Origin of the sequence: Methylobacterium nigriterrae (assembly GCF_037106235.1) — a bacterium.
Lineage (GTDB): Bacteria > Pseudomonadota > Alphaproteobacteria > Rhizobiales > Beijerinckiaceae > Methylobacterium > Methylobacterium nigriterrae.
Genome location: NZ_JBAWTG010000001.1, coordinates 167,370 through 188,935 on the forward strand (window position 1 = coordinate 167,370; position 21,566 = coordinate 188,935).

Here is a 21,566-nt window from a genome sequence, read left to right on the forward strand (position 1 = left end):
CTACCGGAACGCCATGACGAGGGCACCGATGGCGATGCCCCAGAGCGCCAGGGTCGACCAGATCGCCCGGCGGCGCTCCTGGCGGGCGAAGGATTCGAGCCGGTGCGCGTCGCCCGTCCCCGCCTCGTCGAGCCGGATCATGATTCGCTTCAGGCGCACCGCGAGGTCGGGGATGTCGCCGACGAAGTCCGCGACGGTGAGCGCCGCCCGGCCCGCGCCCTCGATCCGCCCGATCGGCCCGAGATTGCGGGCGATCCAGCTGCGCACCACGGGCTCGGCGCCGGTCCACATGTCGAGCTGCGGATCGAGGGAGCGGGCCACGCCCTCCACGACGACCATCGTCTTCTGCAGCATCACGAGCTCGGTGCGGGTGCTCATGTCGAACAGGGCGGTCACGTCGAAGAGCAGCGTCAGCACCTTGGCCATCGAGATCTCGTCGGCGCGGCGCTGGTGGATCGGCTCGCCGATGGCCCGGATCGCCTGCGCGAAATCGTCGACGGAATGGTGCCGGGGCACGTAGCCCGCCTCGAAATGCACCTGCGCCACCCGCTTGTAGTCGCGCAGGATGAATCCGAGCAGGATCTCGGCGAGGAAGCGCCGCTCCTTGATGCCGAGGCGGCCCATGATGCCGAAATCCACGGCCGCCAGGCGCCCGTCCGCGTCCACGAACAGGTTCCCGGGATGCATGTCGGCGTGGAAGAAGCCGTCCCGGATCGCGTGGCGCAGGAAGGACTGGATCACAGTGCGCCCGAGCGCGCGCGGGTCGTGGCCCGCGGCCACGATCATGGCGCGGTCGTGCAGGCGGATGCCCTCGATCCACTCGCTCGAGAGCACGTCGCGGGCGGTCAGCTCCCATTCGGGCCGGGGCACGCGGAAATCGGAATCCTCGGCGGTGTTCTGGGCGAGCTCGGACATCGCCGCCGCCTCGAGCCGGAAGTCCATCTCCATCATGACCGAGCGGGCCAGGATCTCGACGACCTCCCGCGGGCGCAGGCGCTCGGCCTGGGGCGAGAGGGCATGGACCACGCGCGCCATGAAGCGCATGGCCTGCAGGTCGCGCTGGAAGCGCTCGCGCACGCCCGGGCGCATGATCTTGACCGCGAGCGTCCGCTGCGTTCCGTCGGCATCGAGCACCGTCGCCCGGTGCACCTGCGCGATCGAGGCGGCCGCGATCGACTCGCTGAAGGAGGCGAACAGGCTGCGGATCGGCTTGCCGAAGGCCATCTCCACCACCCGGATCGCCTGACCCTGCGGGAAGGGCGGCACCCGGTCCTGAAGCTTCTCGAGGTCGATCGCCGCCGCCATGCCGACGATGTCGGGCCGCGTCGCCAGGAACTGCCCGAACTTGACGTAGGAGGGTCCGAGCCGGGTCAGCGCCTTCGAGAGGCGAGCCGCGCCGTCGGCGGCGCCCGGCCGCTCCAGCATCCGCCCGACCTTCAGGGCGAGCCGCAGGTGCGGCGGCAGCTGCGAGGGGTCCACGAAGGCGAGCCCGCCCTCGCGGGCCAGCACGAAGCCGACATGCGCCCCGCGCAGAAGGTGAATGATGCCGCCGATCACGGGAGGGAGAGCTCCGCGGGACGCGCGAGCGGCGATGCCGGCCGGCGGATCGCCGCCTCAGGACAAGGCTCCTCACCTCTCCCGTTCGGGAGAGGTCGAGTCCGCGTCAGCGGACCGGGTGAGGGGTTCGCCGTTTCCGGAGAGGTCGTACCCCTCACCCCAACCCTCTCCCGCACGGGAGAGGGGGCGCGCCGCGGATGCCGCAGCCCCATCAGGAGACCTTCCAGCCGGAATGGATCGCCACGATCCCGCCCGAGAGCAGGCGGTGCGTGACGTGGCGGAAGCCCGCCGCCTCGATCATGCCCGCGAAGGCGCCGGGCGAGGGGAACTTGCGGATCGATTCCACGAGGTAGCGGTAGGACTCGGCATCGCCCGCCACGCGCGCCCCGATCCGCGGGATCACGTGGAAGGAATAGGCATCGTAGATCCGGTCGAGGATCGGCAGGTCGACCTTCGAGAATTCGAGGCACAGGAAGCGTCCGCCCGGCCTCAGCACCCGGCGCGCCTCCCGCAGGGCCGCATCGATCCGCGGCACGTTCCGGATGCCGAACGCGATGGTGTAGGCGTCGAAGGCCGCGTCCGGCAGCGGCAGCGCCTCGGCATTGCCGGCGACGAAGTCGATGCGGCCCGCGTAGCGCCGGCCCGCCCGCTCGGCCCCGACGCGCAGCATGGACTCGTTGATGTCGAGCACCGTCACCTGCGTCTCGGGGCCGCCCGCCTGCAGCGAGCGGAAGGCGATGTCGCCCGTGCCGCCCGCGACGTCGAGGTGGCGGAAGGCGCGCGCCTGCGGCGGGCGCAGCATCGCGATGAGCTGCGCCTTCCAGGCCCTGTGCAGGCCCGCCGACATCAGGTCGTTCATGAGGTCGTAGCGCTTGGCGACCGAGCGGAACACGTCGTCCACGCGTCCCTGCTTCTCGCCGAGCGCCACGCGCTCGAAGCCGAAATCCGTGGCGTCGTCGTTCGACGCCTGCTCGCGAGCACTCATGCCATCCACCTTCTGCCCGCCTCCATAGCGAAGGCGCGGGCAAACCGCCATGCGTCCCGGACGACGCCGAGACCGGAGCGCGGCCGGCGGGCGCGACGACGCGCCGGCATTGCCCGGCCCCGGCGGCGCCCCGATATGCAAGGTCTCGCCCCGCCCGCCACGTCTTCCGGTCATCTCCCGGTCACCTGCCCCGATCCGAATGCCCGAGCTTCCAGAGGTCGAAACCGTCCGGCGCGGCCTCGCGCCCGCCCTCGTCGGCGCACGCTTCTCGCGCGTGACGCTGCGGCGACCCAACCTGCGCTTCCCGTTCCCCGAGCGTTTCGCCGAGCGGCTGGAGGGCCGGACGGTGACGGAGCTCAGGCGCCGCGCCAAATACCTCGCGGCGGACCTCGATTCCGGCGAGACGCTGATCATGCATCTCGGCATGAGCGGGCGCTTCGACGTGAGGCTGCCGGACGGGCGCAACCTATCCCCCGGCGACTTCTACCTCGAGGGCGCGCTCGGCGTGCCGAAGCACGACCATGTCGTGATGGCGATGGAGAACGGGGCGACCGTCACCTACAACGACGTCCGCCGCTTCGGCTTCATGGACCTCGTGCCGACCGACACGCTCGCGGCCTGCCGGCACTTCGCCGGAATGGGCATCGAGCCGCTGAGCGACGCCCTGACCGGGGAAGCGATCGCCCGCCTGTTCCGGCACCGGATCACGCCGCTGAAGAGCGCTCTCCTCGATCAGCGGCTGATCGCGGGCCTCGGCAACATCTACGTCTGCGAGGCCCTGCACAGGGCGGGCCTCCACCCCGAGACCCCCGCCGGCGCGCTGGCGCGCCGGGACGGCGGGCCGACCCCGAAGGCGCGTCGCCTCGCTCGCGTGATCGTGGAGGTCCTGACGGAGGCCGTGGCGGCGGGCGGCTCGACGCTGCGCGACTACGCCCACACGGACGGCGGCACGGGCGCCTTCCAGCACGCCTTCCGGGTCTACGACCGCGCCGGCGCGCCTTGCATCCGGGCGGGCTGCGGCGGGACCGTCGCCCGGATGGTGCAGGCGGGACGCTCCACCTTCTACTGCGCCGCCTGCCAGCCCGCGGCGACGCGCTAGCGGGGGGCGCGGGCGGCAATTTCGCCACAAATCTCGCTACGGTCGGCCCTCCGCGCGGTCACCTGACACGCGAAGGCAACCGTGCCATCCTGGCCGCTCCGTCCCGGCGCCGCATCCGGTGACGGGACGCGGCCGGTCGACGGGCCTGGGTCAGGAAGCGCGAGCCCGAGCAGGAATCCGATGTTCTTCCGCAGACGCAAGACGCCGGCGCCGACGCCGATCACCTCGGACGAGCCGGCTCTCCCGAACCGCCTCTCGCCGCGCTCGCCGGGCGAGGCGATCAAGCCCACCGCCGCCCTGCCGCCGCCCGAGGAGCCCGAGCGCGAGCGCGGCGGCCTGCTCGCCACGATCAGCGGCCTGCTCACCTTCGCGGTGGTGCTCGCCATCGGCGCCATGATCGGCCTCACCCTCTTCCAGCGGCAGGTTCAGGAGCCCGGCCCGCTCCAGGCCGACAAGGTCGTGGTCATCCCCTCGCGCAGCGGCACCGGCGAGATCGCCGAGATCCTCCATCGCGAGGGCGTCATCGCCCATACCGGCCTGTTCGAGCTCGCCGCCCGCTTCAGCGGCAAGCCCCCGCTCAAGGCCGGCGAGTACAACTTCAAGGCCCATGCCAGCATCAGCGAAGCCATCGACACGGTGACGTCGGGCCGGCAGGTGCAGCACGCCATCACCTTCCCGGAGGGCCTGACCAGCGAGCAGATCGTGGCGAAGCTCAACGAGAACGACATTCTCTCCGGCGAGGTCGGCGAGATCCCGCCCGAGGGCTCGCTCCTGCCCGACACCTACAAGTTCGAGCGCGGCGCCACCCGCCAGCAGATCGTCAACCTGATGCGCGGCAAGCATCGCGAGGTGCTCAACCAGATCTGGGCCCGCCGCAGCGCCGACGTTCCGGTCCGCACGCCCGCCGAGATGGTGACGCTGGCCTCGATCGTCGAGAAGGAGACGGGTCGCGCCGACGAGCGCCCCCGGGTCGCCGGCGTCTTCGTGAACCGCCTCAACAAGCGCATGAAGCTGCAATCGGACCCGACCATCGTGTACGGCCTCGTGGGAGGCCGCGGCACGCTCGGGCGCGGCATCCAGCGCTCCGAGATCGAGCGGGCGACGCCCTACAACACCTACGTGATCGAGGGCCTGCCGCCGGGCCCCATCGCCAATCCCGGCCGCGCCGCCCTCGAGGCGGTGGCCAACCCCTCCCGCACCAAGGACCTGTTCTTCGTGGCCGACGGCACCGGCGGCCACGCCTTCGCGGATTCGCTCGAGGGGCACCAGAAGAACGTCGCCCGCTGGCGCCAGGTGGAGCGCGCCCGGCAGGCTCCGGCGCCGGGCCAGGCGCCCGCGCCCGACGCGAGCGGCATCGACAAGGCCGAGCCGGCGGATGCCGGGGCGGCGCCGGGACGCGCCTCCGCCTACGCGCCGGGGACCAACGCGGCCTTCGCGCTCGACGGGAACCCGGGAGGGAAGTCCCGCGCCTTCGATGCCTCGGAGGGGACCAAGCTCGACCCGCTGAAGAACAAGACCTTCGACCTCAACTCGGCCAAGACCGTGCCGGTGCTGAAGCAGCCCTGACCGGGGCGGACATGTCCGGGGCGCGCGTGGACGCCTCGGCGGGGGGAGCGGTTCTCACATCATGATCGCCAGCATGACCGGGTTTGCCCGGGCCACCGGCACCACCGGCCCGGTGCAGTGGGCCTGGGAGGTGCGCAGCGTCAACGGACGCGGCCTCGACGTGCGCGTGCGCGTGCCGGGCGGCAACGACGCGGCCGGCGAGGTGGCCCGCACCGCCCTGCAGAAGATGCTGAGCCGGGGCCAGTGCCAGGTCTCTCTGAGCCTGACGCGGCCCGAGGCGGCGGCGCGCGTGCGCATCAACGAGGCACTGCTCGCCTCGCTCGCGGAGGCGGTCGCCCGCGTGCCCCGGCCGGAGGGGCTCGCCCCCGCCACCCTGGACGGGCTCCTCGGCGTGCGCGGCGTCGTCGAATCCGAGGAGGACGATGGCGCCGAGACCGAATCCCTGTCGCGCGACCTCGCGGAGGGCGTGGTGCAGCTCGTGGCCGACCTCGTCGAGGCGCGCCGCGCCGAGGGGCGCCAGCTCCACGAGATCGTCGCCGGGCAGCTCCTCGCCATGGCCGAGCTGACCCAGGCCGCCGAGGATTGTCCCGCCCGCAAGCCCGAGGCGGTGCGCGCCCGCCTCGCCGCCTCCGTGGCGAGCCTGATGGAGGCCGGCAGCTTCGACGCCGACCGCCTGCACCAGGAGGCGGTGCTCCTCGCCGCCAAGGCCGACGTGCGCGAGGAGCTCGACCGCCTGCGCGCGCATCTCGCGGCGGCGCGCGACCTGCTCGCCGCCGGCGGCGCCATCGGCCGGCGCCTCGATTTCCTGGCCCAGGAACTCGGCCGCGAGGCCAACACGCTCTGCGCCAAGGCGAACGATGTGAGCCTGTCGCGGATCGGACTCGACTTGAAGGCCGTGGTGGAGCAATTCCGCGAGCAGGTTCAGAACGTCGAGTAGGCCCGTGGATACGATGATGCGCTCACACCCCGGACAGGCGCGGGCATGACCGGAGCGACGGCGACGCCCCGCGACCCGATCGGCCGGCGCGGCCTGATCCTGATCCTGTCCTCGCCCTCGGGGGCGGGCAAGACGACGCTGACGCGGGCCATCGCGCAGGACGGCGGCTGGGGCCTCGAGCTCTCGATCTCGGTGACGACCCGGGCGCGCCGCCCCTCCGAGATCGACGGGCGCCACTACCACTTCATCGACCGCGAGGCCTTCGACGACCTGCGCGCCCGCGACGACCTCCTCGAATGGGCCGAGGTGCACGGCAACTTCTACGGCACGCCGCGCCGCCCCGTGGAGCGCGTTCTCGCGGCCGGCCGCGACATGATCTTCGACATCGACTACCAGGGCACCCGGCAGGTGCGCTCGAAGCTCACCGACGACGTCGTGACGGTGTTCATCCTGCCGCCCAGCCTGGCGGAGCTGCGCCAGCGGCTGGAGCGCCGGGCCGAGGATTCGCCCGCCACGATCGAGAAGCGGCTCGCCAATGCCCGCATCGAGATCCAGCGCTGGAGCGAGTACGACTACGTCATCGTCAACGACGATCTGCAGAACGCCTTCACGTCGCTGCAGGGGATTCTCACCGCCGAGCGGCTGAAGCGCACCCGGCGCACGGGACTGGCCGGCTTCGTGGGCGGTCTGCTCGAGGAGCCCGCCGCGGGCTGACGGCCGGCCTCACGGCGCGGCGCCCGCCTCCCGCGCCTCGGCCGGCGCCTCCGCCTCGCCGGCGCAGAGCCAGGCGCGCAGCGCGTCGAACGTCCGGGTCGCGGCCGCGACGGCCCCGTCGCCGGCCGGAGAGAGCGCCGCGGTCTCGTCGAGCCGCGCCCGGAAGGCCGCCCACAGCGCGCCGACGCGCCGCCCGTCCGCGAGGTAGTAGCGGCAACCGCCCCGCGCATCGAGGCCGTGCAGGGCGAGGATCCGGCGGCCGATCACCTGCCCGCCGAGGGTCGAGCCTTCGAGGACGTAGAGCGCGCCCATCGCGGCGGCCGGTCCTTCGAGGCGCGGCCGCGCCGGGCGGGGCAGGGCGGCGAGGTCGGGATCCGCGAGGCCGAGATGGCGGAGATCGGCCTCGAGCAGCGCAAGCCGGCGGCGCGGCGCGAAGAAGGCCTCGTCCTCGAGCGCCTCTCCGATCGCGGGCTCGTAGGCGGCGTGGAAGCCGTGGAAGCCCGCGAGCAGGTCGCGGTAGCCGGCGCGGGCCGCGACCCGCGCCTCCCAGTCGAGGTCGCGCTCCAGGCGCTCGTGCGCCTCGGCGGTCGCGTCGCGCAGGCGCGCGTGAAGGCTCGCGCGCTGCACGCTCAGGCCTCGATCGTGAAGCAGGCGCCGGGGTCGTTGACGACCTCGATCCGGGCGTCGATCTGCTCCAGCATCGCCCGGATCATCTTCATGCCGAGGCCGGTGCCCCGAGGCGTCACGTCGGTCCACGCGTCCGGCAGGCCGGCGCCGTCGTCGCAGACCCGCAGGCGCACGGCGCTCGGCCCGCAGGCCGCGACGCTCATCTCGACGCGGCCGCCGCCGGCCGGGCCCGCCGCGTACTTGAAGGCATTGGTCACGAGTTCCGTGGCGATGAGGGAGAGCGCCACCGCCTTGCGGTAGGGCACCATCACGCCGGGCTCCGCGCTCGTCTCGACGACGTGCCCGTCGCCCGCCATGCCGGCGAGGTCGCTGCACAGGTTCTCGATGGTCTGGCCGAGATCGACCTCCTCCACGCTCTCGGCCTGATAGAGGCTGTCGTGCACGCGCGCGACGCTCATCACCCGCGCCGAGGTCTCGGCGAAGGCCTGCCGGGCATCCGGGTCCGCGGTCTGGCGGCGCTGCATCTGGAGGAAGGCCGACACGATCTGGAGCGAGTTCTTCACCCGGTGGTCGATCTCGCGGGTGAGCAGGTCCTTCTGGACGAGGAGCTTCTCCTTGTCGGCGAGGAGCCCGGTCAGCGCGTCGATCTTGCGGCGCTGGCGCAGGACCACGCCCTCGACGGCCTCGGCCAGCGAGGAGGCGAGCGAGACCTGCCAGTCCGGCCAGGGCGCGGAAAAGCCCGTGCGCTGCTCGACCCAGCGCTCGAAGGACCGGCGCGGCAGCACCGCCACCGACCCGCTCCCCGCCAGGACCGGCTTGCGCGGGTCGCCGCCCCAGGTGACGGTGCTCGGAACCTCGGGCCGGAACCAGAGCAGCAGGTTGACCCGCGAGGCATCCACGAAGACGGCGAGCAGGCCGCTGGCGATCTCCCGGACCGGCGCCGCCTCCGGACAGGCCGCCGAGAGCGTGTCGGTCGCGTAGGCGGTGCTCGGAGCCGGCAACGTCTCCTTCAGCCAGCCCGCGATGGCCCGGACCTGATCGGGGGAGGGCGCCCGGCCGATCAGCGTCACGGCGTCGCCCGAGACGATCCCCGCGCCCGTGGCGCCGAACAGGTCGAGCAGCGTCACGGGGCCGGCGGTCAGCGCCCCGACGAAGTCGTCGGAGCGGGTGAGCGCGCGCACGAGGCGGCCTTCCGTATCGAGATGGGCCTGGCGCTCGGCCCAGAGGCGGCGGCCCTCGATCTCCTGCACCCGCATGGCCAGGGCGTCGGTCAGCACGGTCGCGGCCGCCCGCGTCTCGGGCGCCACGTAATGCGGCTGGCGGTGATGCCCGATCATCAGCCCCCAGAGCCGGCCCTCCACCATGATGGAGATCGACATGGAGCCGTTCACGCCGAGATTGCGCTGGTATTCGAGATGGATCGGCGAGAGCGTGCGGTGCTGCGCGAAGGTGAGGTCGATCGGCGCGTTGCCGGATTCCGGCGCGGCGACGAGCGGCACGGGCACGCAGTCGCGGTCGATCACGAAGCGGCTTCTGGCCTTCGTGTAGAGGGCGCGGGCCTGGGCCGGGATGTCCGAGGCGGGAAAGCGCAGGCCGAGGAGCGTGCGCGACCAGTCCGGCACCTTGTCCTCGGCGATGGCCTCGCCGTTCCAGGCGGGATCGAAGCGGTAGACCAGGACGCACTCGAAGCCCGTCAGGGCGCGGATCTCCAGCGCCGCGATCCGGGCCGCGCCCGTCAGGGTCTCGGCCGCGCGCAGGCGCGTCACCGCGAGCTCGGTATCGACCTGGCTCGCGACGCCGAAATCCTCGGGCCGCTCCGGCGCGCGCTCGATCTCGACGATCACCCGGCCCGCATGGGCGTGGGCGGCCGCGTAGCAGGTCGCGCCATCGCGCCCGGGCAGGCGCAGGGCGCAGCGGACCGAGCGCCCGTCGTCCAGGGTGGCGCTCGCGATCCGCGCCCGGATCACGTCGACGAAGGATGCGGGCAGCACGGCGCCGAGATCGCGCCCGGACAGCGGCGTGCCCTCGGCCGGGAACAGGTCGTGGATGTTCGAGCTGTGGGCGATGATGCGCAGGGTCTTCTGGTCCGCCGCCAGCATCGCCGCATTCGGCTGAATCGAGCCCGGGACATGGATCGGCTCGTGCTCGCAGAGGGCCGGGTCGACCGGCTCGGAACGGGCTCGGCGGCCGATCGCCGTCATCACGGCCTCCCGTGACGGCCCTGGACCGAGCGCCCCCAGCGGCGCGATCACGAGCCAGGCGCCCTCGGCGCCCTGCCGCATGTGGATGCGCGCCCGCACCGGCTGGGGCATGCGCCCGAAGACGAACTCGAAGCTCTCGTCGAGGCTGCCGCGGCGGATGCCAGCGAGGAAGCGGCCGTGGAAGCCCGGCACGTTCGTGCTCGGCGCCACCTCGCGGAAATAATGGCGCCCGATCACCGCGCCGGCGGACAGACCGGTCAGCATGCTCGCGGTCTCGTTGAAGACGCGGATCCGCCCGCTCGCGTCGAGCCCGATCACCCCGACATCGAGGCCGTCGAGGTCGCTGGGCGAGAGCGTGTCGAGATCGACCTGGCCGGCTTGGGACGTGCTCGGCGACATCAGGAGCGAAACGTGATCATGCTCCTGAAGGTATGGCCGGGGCGCGCCCGAAGCGCAATGCGGGCTCGCGGCCAGCCGACGGCGTCCGGCGCCGCCCGCCGCATCGGCTCAGGCACCGCCGTCGCAGAGCCGCGCGATCTCGGCGAGCGCGCTCTCGAATCCCTCCTCGACGGTCGGATGGTAGAAGGGCCGGTCGCGCAGGCGCTGCGCGGTCAATCCCTCCTGCACGGCGAGGGCGAGCAGGTGCGCGAGGTGCTCGACGTCGGGGCCGATCATCTCGCCGCCGAGCAGCCGGCCACTCCGTTCCGCCCAGATCCGGACGGCGCCCCGGTCGCGTCCCTCGATCCGGGCGCGTCCCTGGTCTCGGAAGCTCATGCCGCCGGTGATCCGGGTCTTCTCCTGGTCGGGGTCGTAGGGCGCCCCGACCGCCGCGGTCTCGGGCCGGGTGAAGACCATCGCGAGGGCGGTCCAGGGCTCGGGAGCCGTCAGGCCGCCGCCGGACGCGAGCCTCGCGGCATTGCGGCCGGCGATGCGCCCCTGGCGCGCCGCCTCGTGCAGCACCGGGCGCTCCGCGTTGGCGTCGCCCGCGATGAAGACCGGCGCGCCCGCACAGAGCAGCGTGCGGGCATCGAAGTCCGGCATGCCGTGCTCGCCGATGCGAAGCCCCGCCGCCTCGAGACCGAGCCCCTCGACGTTCGGGGGCCGGCCGGCGGCGGCCAGGACCCGGGACACCATCGCCTCGCCGCGGCTGCCGTCCGGCCTCTCGAAGACGAGGCGGACGCCGTCGCCCGCCGGCTCTCCGCCGATCACCGTCGTGCCGAGATGCAGCGTCATCTCGGCCCCGAAGATCCCGGTGGCGGCGGCCGTCAGGTCGGGATGCGCGAGTCCGGCGAGAGCGTGGCCGACGTCGAACAGGCTGACGGCGACGCCGAGGCGCGCCATGGCCTGCGCGATCTCGATGCCGACCGGACCGCCGCCGAGGACCCCGAGGGACGCCGGAAGATCGGCGATCTCGAAGACCGTGTCGGTGGTGAGCACCCGGTCGCCGAGGCTCCGCAGCGGCGGCGGGATGCTCGGGCTCGATCCCGTGGCGACGATCGCCGCGCGGAAGCGCAATCGCGTGTGCCCGTCGATCGCGAGCACGCCGCGCTCGAGGAAGCGGGCACGGCCCTGCAGCCGCTCGGATCGCGGCAGGCCATCGAGATCCTCGAGGACGAGGCGGACGAATCGATCGCGCTCGCGCCGCAGCCGATCGAGCACCGCCGGGCCGTCGACGTCGAGCCCTCGGACACGCAGGCCGAACTGCTCGGCCCCGCGCACGCCGTGGGCCGCCGCTGCGGCCGCGGCGAGGAGCTTCGAGGGCATGCATCCGACCCGCGCGCAGGTGGTGCCGCCGGGACCGGCCTCGATCAGCACGGCCTGCGCGCCCGCCTCCCGGGCCGCGCGGTGGGCCGCGATGCCCGCGGTGCCGGCCCCGATCACCGCGACGTCGCAGGACATCTCACGCATGGAAGGCCCTCACCGGGAATCGTCCCCCGTTCAACGCCGGCACTGGGCCTCAGCTGCCCATGGTCAGCACCGCGCCGCCATCGATCCGCAGGTTCTCGCCCGTGATGAAGCTCGCCTGCTCGGAGCACAGGAAGGCGACCGCCGCGGCGACCTCCTCCGGCCGGCCCCGGCGCTTGGCCACGATGCCGGGCCGCTTCTCGTCGAGGAAGGAGCGGATCGCCTCGTCGAAGGACACGCCGAGTTCCTCGGCGCGCTTCTCCATCATGGCGTCGGTCATCGGCGTCGCCACGAAGGCGGGCGCCACCGAGTTCACCATCACGCCGTCGGGCCCGTACGCCTTGGACAGGCCCTTGGCGAGGTTCATCAGGCCGGCCTTGGCGGCGCAGTAGGGCAGTTCTTCAACGTAGGGTTGCACCGCGTCCTCGGAGGTGAACAGGACGATCCGGCCCCAGCCGGCCTCGCGCATGGCCGGGATGAAGGCGCGCGCCGTCCGCACCGCCACCATCAGGTCGGCCTGGATGGTCGCGAGCCAGTCGTCGTCGCTGAGTTCGAGGAAGTCGCCGGTCGCGCCCGTGACGCCGGCGGCGTTGACGAGGATCGTCGGCCTCGCATCGAAGGCGGCGTCGGCGAAGGCCTTGAGCGTCTCGACGCCCTGCAGGCCGCTGAGGTCGGCCCCGATCGCCCGCACCTCGCCGAGGCCCGCCAGTTCCTTGGCGGCCGCCTGCACCTTGCCGTCCTCGATGTCGGTGAGGACGATTCTGACGCCCTCGCGCAGGAGGTATTTCGCGCTCTCGAAGCCCATGCCCGAATCGCCGCCCGTGACGACGGCCACGCGCCCGCTGATGCCGAGTTCCATGTGATGAAATCCCCGGTTTCCGGAAATCGCCACCGGCCGATCTCCGGGAAGCCGGCCGCGAGCCCGCCTGGGCCGGCGCCGCGCCCGATACCGGAAGTCCCTCCGATTGCGCAGTGGCGGGCCAACCCGGGCCGCGAGCGATCGTTCCGCGCGCGGGGCGACCTGCGGCAACCTGGCCGGGGACCGCGCCCCGGCCGCCCGCTCCCCTACCGGGGCGGCGCCATGCCCGGCGTGGAGCGCATCTCCGCCCGCTTCTCCGGGCTGCGCAACTGGCTGTAGGCGACGTTCGCGAAGCTGCCGATCACCGTGTGCCAGGGCGCGTTCCGGTAGAACTCGTTGTCCTTGGCGAGCTTGCAGAACACCGAGGTCAGACCGTTGACGACGTCGTCGCCGGAGGCGTTCGGATCCGCAGCCTTGACCTTCGGCAGAAGCGCGTCGAGGCGCGGGATGAAATCGTCCTGTTTGATGTTCGTCAATTGCCCGGTCGCGCCCGCCTCCTGCAGGGCCCGTGCGAGCTCGGGCTGCCCGATCTCGGAGCAGGGAGCGTTGCCGGCCAGCATCGTCTGGATCTTGCCGCGCGCCTCCGTGACGACGCCCTTCTGCGTGATGACCGGCGCGCTGTTGCCCCAGGAATTGCGGATGTAGTCGGTGACGTCCGCGATCTCCTGGTCCGTCATGCCCTGGCCGATCGCCAGCATCGGCGCGTAGCCGCTCCTGGCCGAGAGGCCGCCCAGGATGACGTTGATCACGGTCTGGGGCCCTTCCGCCTGCACCGAGGTGTTGCCCGCCAGCGCCGGGATCGCCCCCTCCACGCCCTTGCCGTCGGGCTTGTGGCAGGAGGAGCAGTAGCTGAGATAGGTCGCCGCGCCCGGCGCGTTCGGCTGGTTGAAGGCCTCCACGTCCTTGACCTTGTAGGTCTCCTTGGCCTTCTGCGTGCGCAGGTAGGCGACCATGGCCTTGAGGTCGGCGTCGGTCAGCTTGCTGAGGGATTCCTCGATGGTCTGCCGCATCGGGCCGGCCGCGACGCCGGGGCGATCGCCGGGCGCGGCGCCGGTCTTCAGGTAGGTGACGATCTGCTCGTCGGTCCAGGCCCCGATGCCCTGGTGGCCGTCCGGCGTGATGTTGGGCGCGTACCAGCCGTCGATGACGCCGCCGCCGAGCTTGCCGGCAAGCCCGCTGTTGCCGACGATCTTGCGCTCGTTGTGGCACATGCCGCAATGGCCGAGCCCCTCGACCAGATAGCCGCCGCGATTGACCTCGGGGCTCGCACCGGGATCGGGCTTGAACTCACCGGCGCTGAAGAAGGCGGTGCGCCAGGTGACGAGCGCCGTGCGGATGTTGAACGGGAAGGGGATCTCGCTCTCCTGCCGCGGCTCGTGCACGGGCTCGAGCGACTGGAGGTAGGCGTAGATGGCCTTCACGTCGTCCCGCGTGACCTTGGTGTACCAAGCGAAGGGGAAGGCGGGGTAGAGATAGGAGCCGTCCTTGCTGATGCCGTCGTGGAAGGCCCTGTAGAAGTCCTCCTCGCTCCAGGTGCCGAGGCCCGTCTCCTTGTCGGGCGTCAGGTTCGGGGTGCGGATCTTCCCGATCGGCGTGTTCAGCACGTAATTGCCGGCGAATTTCTTGCCGCTCGGCCCGGTATGGCAGGCGACGCAGTCGCCGGCGGTGACGAGGTACTCGCCGCGCTTGATCAGGTCCGAGTCGGCGCCCTGAGCCCGCGCCTCCGTGGCGAGCGGGACCGCCGCCAGGGAAATAAAACCGGAGGTGGCAGCAAGGGCGAGAATGCGATGCATGTTGCCAGTCTCCGGCTATTGAAGATGAGCGGAAGAACAGTTCAGTTTTGGGATCGCGCGTTGAACGCCGGCCGACTCGCCGTAGTTCCTCGCTCACGAATTCGTTTGGTGCGACCGAACGGCAGGGGTGCACCGGCGCGCAGCCTCAGGGCGAGCTCGGCGAGGTGCGCCCCGAAGGAGATCGCGAGCCAGCCCGCGATCGGCGGCCATTCCGCGCCGACGAGGCTCGCCCGGAGGGCCAGCATCAGCGCGGCGCCCGAGGCGAGGTTGAGGAGGAGCTGGGCGGGGGCCGGGCCGCGGCGGGTTCGGGCGCGCAGTGCGAGGAGGATCAGCGCCTCCAGGGCGACGAGGCCGAGGATCAGGTCGACGATGCGGCCGCTGGCGAAGAGGTCCGCCACGGCTCACCCGGCCCCGAACGGCCCGTTGAGGCGCACGATCGCGCGGTTCAGGATGGCCGCGATCCCGACCCAGACAAGATAGGGTAGGAGAAGCACGGCCCCGAGCGCGGTGACCGGCAGCGTCACGACGATCAGCGCAACGATCGAGAGCCACAGGAACACGACCTCGACGAACGCCCAGTCCGGCCGCTCCGCGCGGAAGAACAGGCCGCTCCAGGCGATGTTGAGGGCCGCGTTCACCCCGTAGGCCGAGAGCAGCGCCGCACGGGCCGGCGCATCGGGGCTCGCGTGCCAGGCCATCACGCCCGAGATCGCCGTGAGTGTGAAGATCGCGGTCCAGATCGGTCCGAAGGCCCAGTCCGGCGGCTTCCAGGCCGGCCGGCGCAGGGCGTGGTACCAGGGGCCCGTCACGGTCAGGAGGCCGCCCGCGACACCGACGACGAGCGCCGCCAGGGCGGCCACGCCCGCCGGCATCCAGTCCGGCGCGGAGCCGGTCACGGCGAGACCCAGCGGAACAGGTGCGCGAGGTCCTTGAAGAAGATGCGCGCGTGCGCGGCGGGCTTGGCGCGCACCAGCTCCTTGTTCATGTAGGCGTCCCAGGTGAGCTGCTGCACGTCCTTGTCGCGGCAGATCGAGACGAAGCGCTCGCGCAGGCCGTCGTTGCGGTACCAGACCGCCTGCATGATCCGCAGGACCAGGAAGACGCGGCCGTGCAGCCTCATGAAGCGGCGGCGGGCGAGCGCCAGCGCGCTCGCCCGGCCGGTCGCCAGGAAGGCTTCGGCCGCCTCGGCGGCGAGGCGCCCGCCGAGCATGGCGTAGTAGATGCCCTCGCCGGAGGCCGGGGCGACGATTCCGGCGGCGTCCCCCGTCAGCAGCACGTCGCGGCCGTTGTCCCACCTGCGCAGGGGCTTCAGCGGGATCGGGGCGCCCTCGCGCCGGAGCGTCGTGCCACCGTCGAGCCCCGTCGCGGCGCGCAAGGTCCGGATCGCGCCACGCAGCGAGAAGCCCTTGCGGGCGGAGCCGGTGCCGACGCTGATCGTCTCGCCGTGCGGGAAGATCCAGGCGTAGAAGTCGGGCGAGAGCTTGCCCTGGTAGAACACGTCGCAGCGCGTGCCCTCGAAATCGCCGCCGGAGGCGGGCCGGGCCACGATCTCGTGATAGGCGAAGACCTGCCGCATGGCGGCGTGGCCCGGGATCTCCGCCCGGCCGACCGCCGAGGTGGCGCCGTCCGCCCCGATGACGAGGCGCGCGCGCGCGGTCTCCTGCGTGCCGCCGCCGCCGCGGTACTGCACGTGCGCGCAGCCGGTGCCGTCCCGGACGATGCGCTCGAAGGTGCCGACCCGCTGCTCGGCTCCCGCCAGGACCGCGCGGTCGCGCAGCCAGGGGTCGAAATGCTCGCGGTCGACCATGCCGACGAAGCCGTCGCCGACCGGCATGTCGACGCGCCGCTCGGAGGGCGCGATCATGCGCGCCGACCTGATCCGGGCGACGAGGAGCTCGTCGGGGATCGCGAAGTCCCGGATGAGGCGGGGCGGGATCGCACCGCCGCAGGGCTTGATGCGGCCGGCCTTGTCGAGGAGGAGGACGCGGCGCCCCGCCCGCGCGAGGTCGGTCGCGGCGGTCGCACCCGCCGGCCCGCCGCCGACAACGATGACGTCGAAGGTGTCGGGCGCGGCCGGCTCGGACATGGCGTCTACCTCTCGAAGCGGGGTTCGAACGTGATGGCCGCGCGGTCGCGCAGGCGCCGCGGCACCCGGGTCGTCGCCGCGTGCTCGATGCGCAGCGCGATGAACGTGGCGAGACCGAACAGCAGCGCCTCGCCCGTGAACACCGCCGCGTAGGCCTGCACGGGCGAGGGCGCGACGAGGCGGGCGAGGTCGACCGCGACCGTGCCGAGGAAGCCGCCCGCGCCGAAGGCGACGCCCTGGGCCGCGCCCCAGACGCCCATCCGGGTGCCGCGCTCGGCCTCGCCGCCCGCGCCGGCGAGCCCCATCATCGAGCCGATCGCCGCCACCGCGAAGATGCCGTTGAACAGCCCGAGGGCGAAGACGAGCGCGCGCAGCGGGCAGTCAGGCCCGATCAGGCCGCCGGCCGCGATGCCCGCGAGCGCCGCGCCCGACCCCGCGCAGCCGATCGCGGTCCAGAGCTTCAGCGAGCCGAGACGCGGCCCGCCGATTCCCATGGTGACCGCCGCCACGAACAGCATCCCGGCCAGAACGCCGCCGTGCTGCAGGCCGGCAAGCTTGGTGGTGGCGCCCGGCGTCATCGCGAAGACGAGACCGGCGAAGGGTTCGAGGATCAGCTCCTGCGCGCTGTAGGCCAGCATCGCCACGAAGATGAAGATCGTGAAGCGGCGCGAGGCGGGCTCCGCCCAGACCCGGGCGAGCACGGTGAGGAAGGGCGGCTTGCGCTCGGGGCGGGCCGCCGATGCGGCGGACCGGGACGGCTCGACCCCCCGGACGGCCAGCACGGCCACCGCCAGGGCGATCGCCGAGACGCTGCCCGAGACCGCCACGAGCCGCGCGCCCGAGAACGGGTCGAGGAAATGCCCGGCGAGCGGCGCCGTGACGGCGAAGCCCGCGATCATCATCACCCAGACGATGGTCGCCGCCGCGCCGCGTCGCCGCTCCTCGACGCCGGTGGCGAGCAGCACGAGAAGCGAGGTCCCGGCCGCTCCCGCGCCGATCCCGACGGTCAGGAAGGCGAGGATCGCGAGCGCGAGGCCGGCCGGCAGGCTCGCCTCGGCGAGCGCCGTCGCGACCGCCGCGCCGAAGCCGCCGAGCGCCAGGGCGGCCATGCCGCCGATGATCCAGGGCGTGCGCCGCCCGCCGACATCCGAGCCGTAGCCCCAGCGCGGGCGCAGCACCTGCACGGCATAGTGCAGCGCCACGAGGCCGCCCGGAACGATGGCCGGCAGGGCGAGCTCCACCACCATCACGCGGTTGATCGTCGAGGTCATCAGCACGACGACGGCGCCGAGGGCCGTCTGGACAAGGCCGAGCCGGACGATCTGGGCCCAGGTGAAGGGCATCGCGGTAGGCATCACATCGCCCCCTGCACGATCGGCCGCAGCGCGAAGGCCGCGACCAGCATGCCGATGACGTAGAGCGTGGTGCCGGTGCCGTTGTACCAGGCCGCGCGCTCGCGCGGCCGCTTCAGGAACTGCGCCATCAGCGCGAGCTGCCCGGCGAGCAGCAGCCCGATCGCGCCGGCATACCAGGTCCGTTCCCAGACGAGGAGGAGCGAGACAACGAGCGTCTGCGGCAGCGCCATGACGAGGCAGGCGAAGACGGCCGCGTTCCTGGCCCCCATCTGGACCGGGATCGAGCGCAGGCCGAGCGCCCGGTCGCCCTCGATCGACTTGAAGTCGTTGAGGGTCATGATGCCGTGCGCGCCGATGGCATAGAGCAGGGCGATCACGACGACGCGCCGGTCGGGCATCGCGGCGGCCATCACGGCGGCGCCGGTGAACCAGGGCAGCCCCTCGTAGCAGAGCCCGCAGGCCGCGTTGCCCCACCAGCCGTTCTTCTTCAGGCGGATCGGCGGGGCCGAGTAGATCCAGGCGAGCACCAGCCCGAACAGCGCCGCGCCGAGCACCCACGGCCCGAGCATGGCCGCGACCACGAGCGAGAGCACGGTCCAGCCCGCGGCGAGGTAGAGGCCCCAGCGGCCGGGAATGCGCCCGGACGGGATCGGCCGGTTCGGCTCGTTGATCGCGTCGACGTGACGGTCGAACCAGTCATTCGCCGCCTGGCTCGTCGCGCAGACGAGCGGTCCGGCGAGCAGGATGCCCGTCGCGATCACCGGCCATTGCCCGGCCGTCGGCTGGCCCGACGAGACGACCCCGCAGGCGAAGGCCCACATTGGCGCGAACCACGTGATCGGCTTCAGAAGCTCGATGAGTGCGCTTGGGGCCGGCGTTGCCATGGCGGTGACGCTATTTTTGGACGATGCGAGTGTCAAGTTGATATGACACTACACGCGATCGTTATCCTGGGTCCGCCGGTGCGGATCGGAACCGAGGCCGCACGGTGGCAGGATGGCCGCTCCCCGGCAGGGTTCGACGACGATGCCCAGCTTCCTGCTCCGGCGCGAGTTCCTGTTCCTGGCGGCCGCCATCGTGCTGGCGGCGGTCTCGGCGCTCGCGATCTACGTCTCCCAGGCCACGACCCTGACGGTCGCGGTCGCGCCCAAGGGCGGGACCGAGCCGCCGCTGATCCGGGCCTACGCGCAGGCGCTCGAGTCCGGCCGAGAGAACATCCGCCTGAGGATCCTGCCCTTCGACGACGTGCGCGAGAGCGCGGCCGCGCTCCAGGACGGCCGCGCCGACCTCGCGGTGGTCCGTCCGGACGTGGCCATGCCCCGGAACGGCCTGACCCTGGCGATCCTGCGCGACCAGGCCATGATCATCGCCTCGCCGGAGCCCGCGGGAATCCGGCATTTCCCCGACCTCGCCAGGAAGCGCCTCGGCATCGCGGCCCACCGCGAGGCCGACCGCGAGGTGCTGCGGAGCCTGCTCGACTATTACGGGCTGACCCTCCTGACCGAGATGCCGACCGGTCCGCTGCCGAAGGATTCGGTGCTGCTCGTGCCCGTCGAGGCGAATGCCCTGGAGGCGGCCTTCACGGCCAGGCACATCGACGCCGTCGTCTCGATCATCGCGCCCGCGACGCCGGCGGCGCTCGCGATCGTGAACGCCGTCTCCGCGGCGAGCCGCAACCGGAAGGTCTCGTTCGTCGCGGTCGAGGACGCCGAGGCGATCATCGAGCGCCTGCCCAAGCTCCAGGCGGTGACGATGCCGGCGGGCATCTTCGGGGGAAACCCGAAACTGCCCGACGATGAGGTGAAGACCGTGGGCGCGTCCTATCGTCTGATGGCCACGCCGTCGCTCGGCCGCATCGCGGCCGCCGACGTGACGCAGCACCTGTTCGAGCTGCGCAGCCAGTATGCGGAGACGACGCCGGCGGGCGACTACATGCTGGCGCCGAGCTACGAGACCACGGCCGCGGCCACGAGCGCGCGCCTGCCGATCCATCCGGGCGCGATCGACTATTACGAGCGCGAGCAGCGCAGCTTCCTCGACCGGTACCAGGACTGGATCTACATCCTCGCCTCGATCGGCGGCGGCCTCGGCTCGGGCTTCGCGTGGCTGAGCCAGCGCGTGGCGCGCACCCGCCGGGAGCGCACGGACGTGGTGCTCGACCGTCTGCTGGAGATCCTCGAGGAAACCCACGCGGCGCGGGCGCCCCCGGATCTCGACGCCCTCACGCGCGAGATCGACACGCTGGCCGCCGACGTCGTGCGCCACACCCGCGAGCGCGAGACGGATACCCGCACCTTCGGCAGCCTGACGCTCGCGATCGATGGCGCTCGCTCAGCGGTGGCTGCCGCGCGCCGCCGCGTCGAGGCGGGAGGCGCGGCCGCGTCGCGCCCGAGGGCCGCCGAGTGAGCCCGGCGTCAGAGCCTCACTCGTGCGCCTCGGCATCCTCCGCGCCGTCGAGGTCGCCGATGCCGTAGCGGCGCAGCTTCGCGTAGAGGCCCTGCCGGCTGAGGCCCAGCATCTCGGCGGCGGAGGCGCGGTTGTCCCGGGTGATCCGGAGCGCGGCCTCGATGCAGAGGCGCTCGATGAGATCCGTGGTCTCGCGCACCAGGTTCTTCATCGAGACGCGGCCGACGAGCTCGGTCATCTGCTCGACGGAGCGGGGGAGTTCGTGACCGCCGGCGGGAGCGGGGGCCGGCCGGCGCGGCGCGCCCCGGATCGTGAAGCCGAGACAGGGATGCTCGCCCTGCGCGACGGAGACCGCGGCGACCTCGACCGCCTCGACGGAGCCGAGTTCTCCGCGCAGGCTCGTGGCGTAGTGGCGGACGGCGCCGTGCTCGGTCAGGGTCGCGAACAGGGCCGCGGCCTCGGTCTCCTCGCGGCCGAGCCAGCGGTCGAGCGGCTCGCCGCGGGCCTGCTCCTCGGTGGCGAGCTGCGCGAGGTCGAGAAAGGCCCCATTGGCGGCCAGGATCCGGCGCGCGGGATCCGTGACGACGAAGCCCTCGGGCAGCGCGTCGACCACTTCGAGCACGGAGGCGGCGCGGGGCGGCTCCGGCCCGCCAGCCTCCTGGCCGGACAGGCGCAGCAGCGCGCTCGCCGCGTTCTCCTGCCGGAACAGGGAGGCGGCGACCCGGGTCGGCCCGCGTCCGTTGCCGAGCCTCGCCAGGAGGTCGTCGGCCTGGCCCGTGATCCTCAGGCCGGCAAACAGCGATTCGAGTTCGCGGGCGCTGCCGGGGTCGAACAGATCGACCACGTCCTGCCCGAGGATGCGCTTCTCGGGCCGCCCGATCAGGCGGGCCGCGGCGGGGTTCACCTCGGTCACGCGCCGCGTGCCCGCATCGACCACGAGCACCGGCTCGTCGGCGAGCTGGAACAGCATGCGGTAGCGCGTCTCGGCGCCGCGCAGGCGGAGATAGTCGCGCTCGAGCGCCTGCTGCGTCTCGGCGAGCTTGCGCTGGAGAGCCGCGGTCGCCCGCAGGTTCCGGCCGATCACGATGATCGGGCCATCCGCGGTCAGCCGCATCGACGCGTAGGTCACCGGCAGGTCGGCGCCGCTGCGCGAGGGGTGGTTCACCTGCCGCCACCGCGTCACCGCACCGGGCGCGGCATCCCTCAGAAGCGCGTCGATCTTCGGGCGGCTCTCGACCGTGACGATGTCGATCCAGCGCTTGCCGACCCAGTTCTCGCAGCCCTCCTCGGCGAGATCGGCGCCGGCGAAGGTGGCGTCGCGGATGATTCCCTCCGAATCGACCACGAGCGAGAGGTCGGAGGCGGCCGCAACGAGGATGCCCGCCGCCTCTCCGCCGAGAGCGCCGAGGGACTCGTGAAATGCCGCGAGCGGTCTATGCGCGGCTGGGCTCGCCAGACTGGTCAATGATCACCACG

18 protein-coding genes are annotated in these 21,566 nt (G+C 72.5%); 5 read left to right on the plus strand and 13 right to left on the minus strand.

What is annotated here, in order from left to right; all coding sequences use genetic code 11:
- Together ubiB and ubiE are read right to left on the minus strand one after the other, a co-directional pair.
- Entirely contained in the window at positions 1-1,557 is a 1,557-nt protein-coding gene (ubiB, locus tag WDW90_RS00800) for a 2-polyprenylphenol 6-hydroxylase (RefSeq protein WP_336485344.1), read from the minus strand.
- A gap of 211 nt (positions 1,558-1,768) precedes the next feature.
- Complete coding sequence (gene ubiE, locus WDW90_RS00805; RefSeq protein ID WP_336485345.1) at positions 1,769-2,542, minus strand: bifunctional demethylmenaquinone methyltransferase/2-methoxy-6-polyprenyl-1,4-benzoquinol methylase UbiE; 774 nt, start codon at positions 2,540-2,542, stop codon at positions 1,769-1,771.
- A 199-nt stretch (positions 2,543-2,741) separates the two neighbouring features.
- On the opposite strand from ubiE, the gene mutM reads away from it, so the two are divergent.
- The 4 genes from mutM (at position 2,742) to gmk (ending at position 6,858) form a co-directional block, all read left to right on the plus strand.
- Positions 2,742-3,641 (plus strand): bifunctional DNA-formamidopyrimidine glycosylase/DNA-(apurinic or apyrimidinic site) lyase, encoded by a 900-nt coding sequence (mutM, locus tag WDW90_RS00810; protein ID WP_336485346.1) that lies wholly within the window; start codon positions 2,742-2,744, stop codon positions 3,639-3,641.
- Positions 3,642-3,821: 180 nt separating this feature from the next.
- Positions 3,822-5,207, plus strand: a complete 1,386-nt coding sequence (gene mltG, locus WDW90_RS00815) for an endolytic transglycosylase MltG (RefSeq protein ID WP_336485347.1) — start codon at positions 3,822-3,824, stop codon at positions 5,205-5,207.
- A gap of 73 nt (positions 5,208-5,280) precedes the next feature.
- The gene (locus tag WDW90_RS00820) at positions 5,281-6,144 is read left to right on the plus strand and encodes a YicC/YloC family endoribonuclease (protein WP_336485348.1); all 864 of its coding nucleotides are present in this window, start codon (positions 5,281-5,283) and stop codon (positions 6,142-6,144) included.
- A gap of 45 nt (positions 6,145-6,189) precedes the next feature.
- Entirely contained in the window at positions 6,190-6,858 is a 669-nt protein-coding gene (gene gmk / locus WDW90_RS00825; protein WP_336485349.1) for a guanylate kinase, read from the plus strand.
- Positions 6,859-6,867: 9 nt separating this feature from the next.
- On the opposite strand, the gene WDW90_RS00830 is transcribed toward gmk, so the two are convergent.
- The 10 genes from WDW90_RS00830 to chlG form a co-directional block, all read right to left on the minus strand.
- Positions 6,868-7,485, minus strand: a complete 618-nt coding sequence (locus WDW90_RS00830) for a biliverdin-producing heme oxygenase (protein ID WP_336485350.1) — start codon at positions 7,483-7,485, stop codon at positions 6,868-6,870.
- A gap of 2 nt (positions 7,486-7,487) precedes the next feature.
- Positions 7,488-10,085 (minus strand): histidine kinase dimerization/phosphoacceptor domain -containing protein, encoded by a 2,598-nt coding sequence (locus WDW90_RS00835; protein WP_336485351.1) that lies wholly within the window; start codon positions 10,083-10,085, stop codon positions 7,488-7,490.
- Positions 10,086-10,193: 108 nt separating this feature from the next.
- On the minus strand, positions 10,194-11,594 hold the full coding sequence (locus tag WDW90_RS00840; RefSeq protein WP_336485352.1) for a dihydrolipoyl dehydrogenase: 1,401 nt from the start codon (positions 11,592-11,594) through the stop codon (positions 10,194-10,196).
- A gap of 49 nt (positions 11,595-11,643) precedes the next feature.
- Complete coding sequence (locus tag WDW90_RS00845; protein WP_336485353.1) at positions 11,644-12,450, minus strand: SDR family NAD(P)-dependent oxidoreductase; 807 nt, start codon at positions 12,448-12,450, stop codon at positions 11,644-11,646.
- Between the two features lie 206 nt (positions 12,451-12,656).
- A complete protein-coding gene (locus WDW90_RS00850) occupies positions 12,657-14,243 on the minus strand; it encodes a c-type cytochrome (protein ID WP_336485354.1) in 1,587 nt (528 codons plus the stop codon).
- A gap of 41 nt (positions 14,244-14,284) precedes the next feature.
- Positions 14,285-14,641 carry a hypothetical protein gene (locus WDW90_RS00855; RefSeq protein WP_336485355.1) on the minus strand — a complete coding sequence of 119 codons (357 nt, stop codon included), beginning with the start codon at positions 14,639-14,641 and terminating at the stop codon, positions 14,285-14,287.
- Between the two features lie 3 nt (positions 14,642-14,644).
- Positions 14,645-15,115 (minus strand): TspO/MBR family protein, encoded by a 471-nt coding sequence (locus WDW90_RS00860; RefSeq protein WP_336485501.1) that lies wholly within the window; start codon positions 15,113-15,115, stop codon positions 14,645-14,647.
- A gap of 20 nt (positions 15,116-15,135) precedes the next feature.
- Entirely contained in the window at positions 15,136-16,329 is a 1,194-nt protein-coding gene (locus WDW90_RS00865; RefSeq protein WP_336485356.1) for a geranylgeranyl diphosphate reductase, read from the minus strand.
- 5 nt (positions 16,330-16,334) lie between these two features.
- The gene (locus tag WDW90_RS00870) at positions 16,335-17,684 is read right to left on the minus strand and encodes a BCD family MFS transporter (RefSeq protein ID WP_336485357.1); all 1,350 of its coding nucleotides are present in this window, start codon (positions 17,682-17,684) and stop codon (positions 16,335-16,337) included.
- A complete protein-coding gene (gene chlG / locus WDW90_RS00875) occupies positions 17,684-18,568 on the minus strand; it encodes a chlorophyll synthase ChlG (RefSeq protein WP_336485358.1) in 885 nt (294 codons plus the stop codon). The genes WDW90_RS00870 and chlG overlap by 1 nt, the downstream gene beginning before the upstream one ends.
- 142 nt (positions 18,569-18,710) lie before the next feature.
- Here chlG and WDW90_RS00880 point away from each other — a divergent pair, with 142 nt between their 5' ends.
- Positions 18,711-20,090, plus strand: a complete 1,380-nt coding sequence (locus tag WDW90_RS00880) for a TAXI family TRAP transporter solute-binding subunit (protein WP_336485359.1) — start codon at positions 18,711-18,713, stop codon at positions 20,088-20,090.
- Positions 20,091-20,106: 16 nt separating this feature from the next.
- Here the strand turns inward: WDW90_RS00880 and ppsR are convergent, their stop codons facing one another.
- Positions 20,107-21,555: a transcriptional regulator PpsR gene (gene ppsR, locus WDW90_RS00885; protein ID WP_336485360.1), complete on the minus strand. Its 1,449-nt coding sequence runs from the start codon at positions 21,553-21,555 to the stop codon at positions 20,107-20,109.
- Positions 21,556-21,566: the final 11 nt, after the last annotated feature.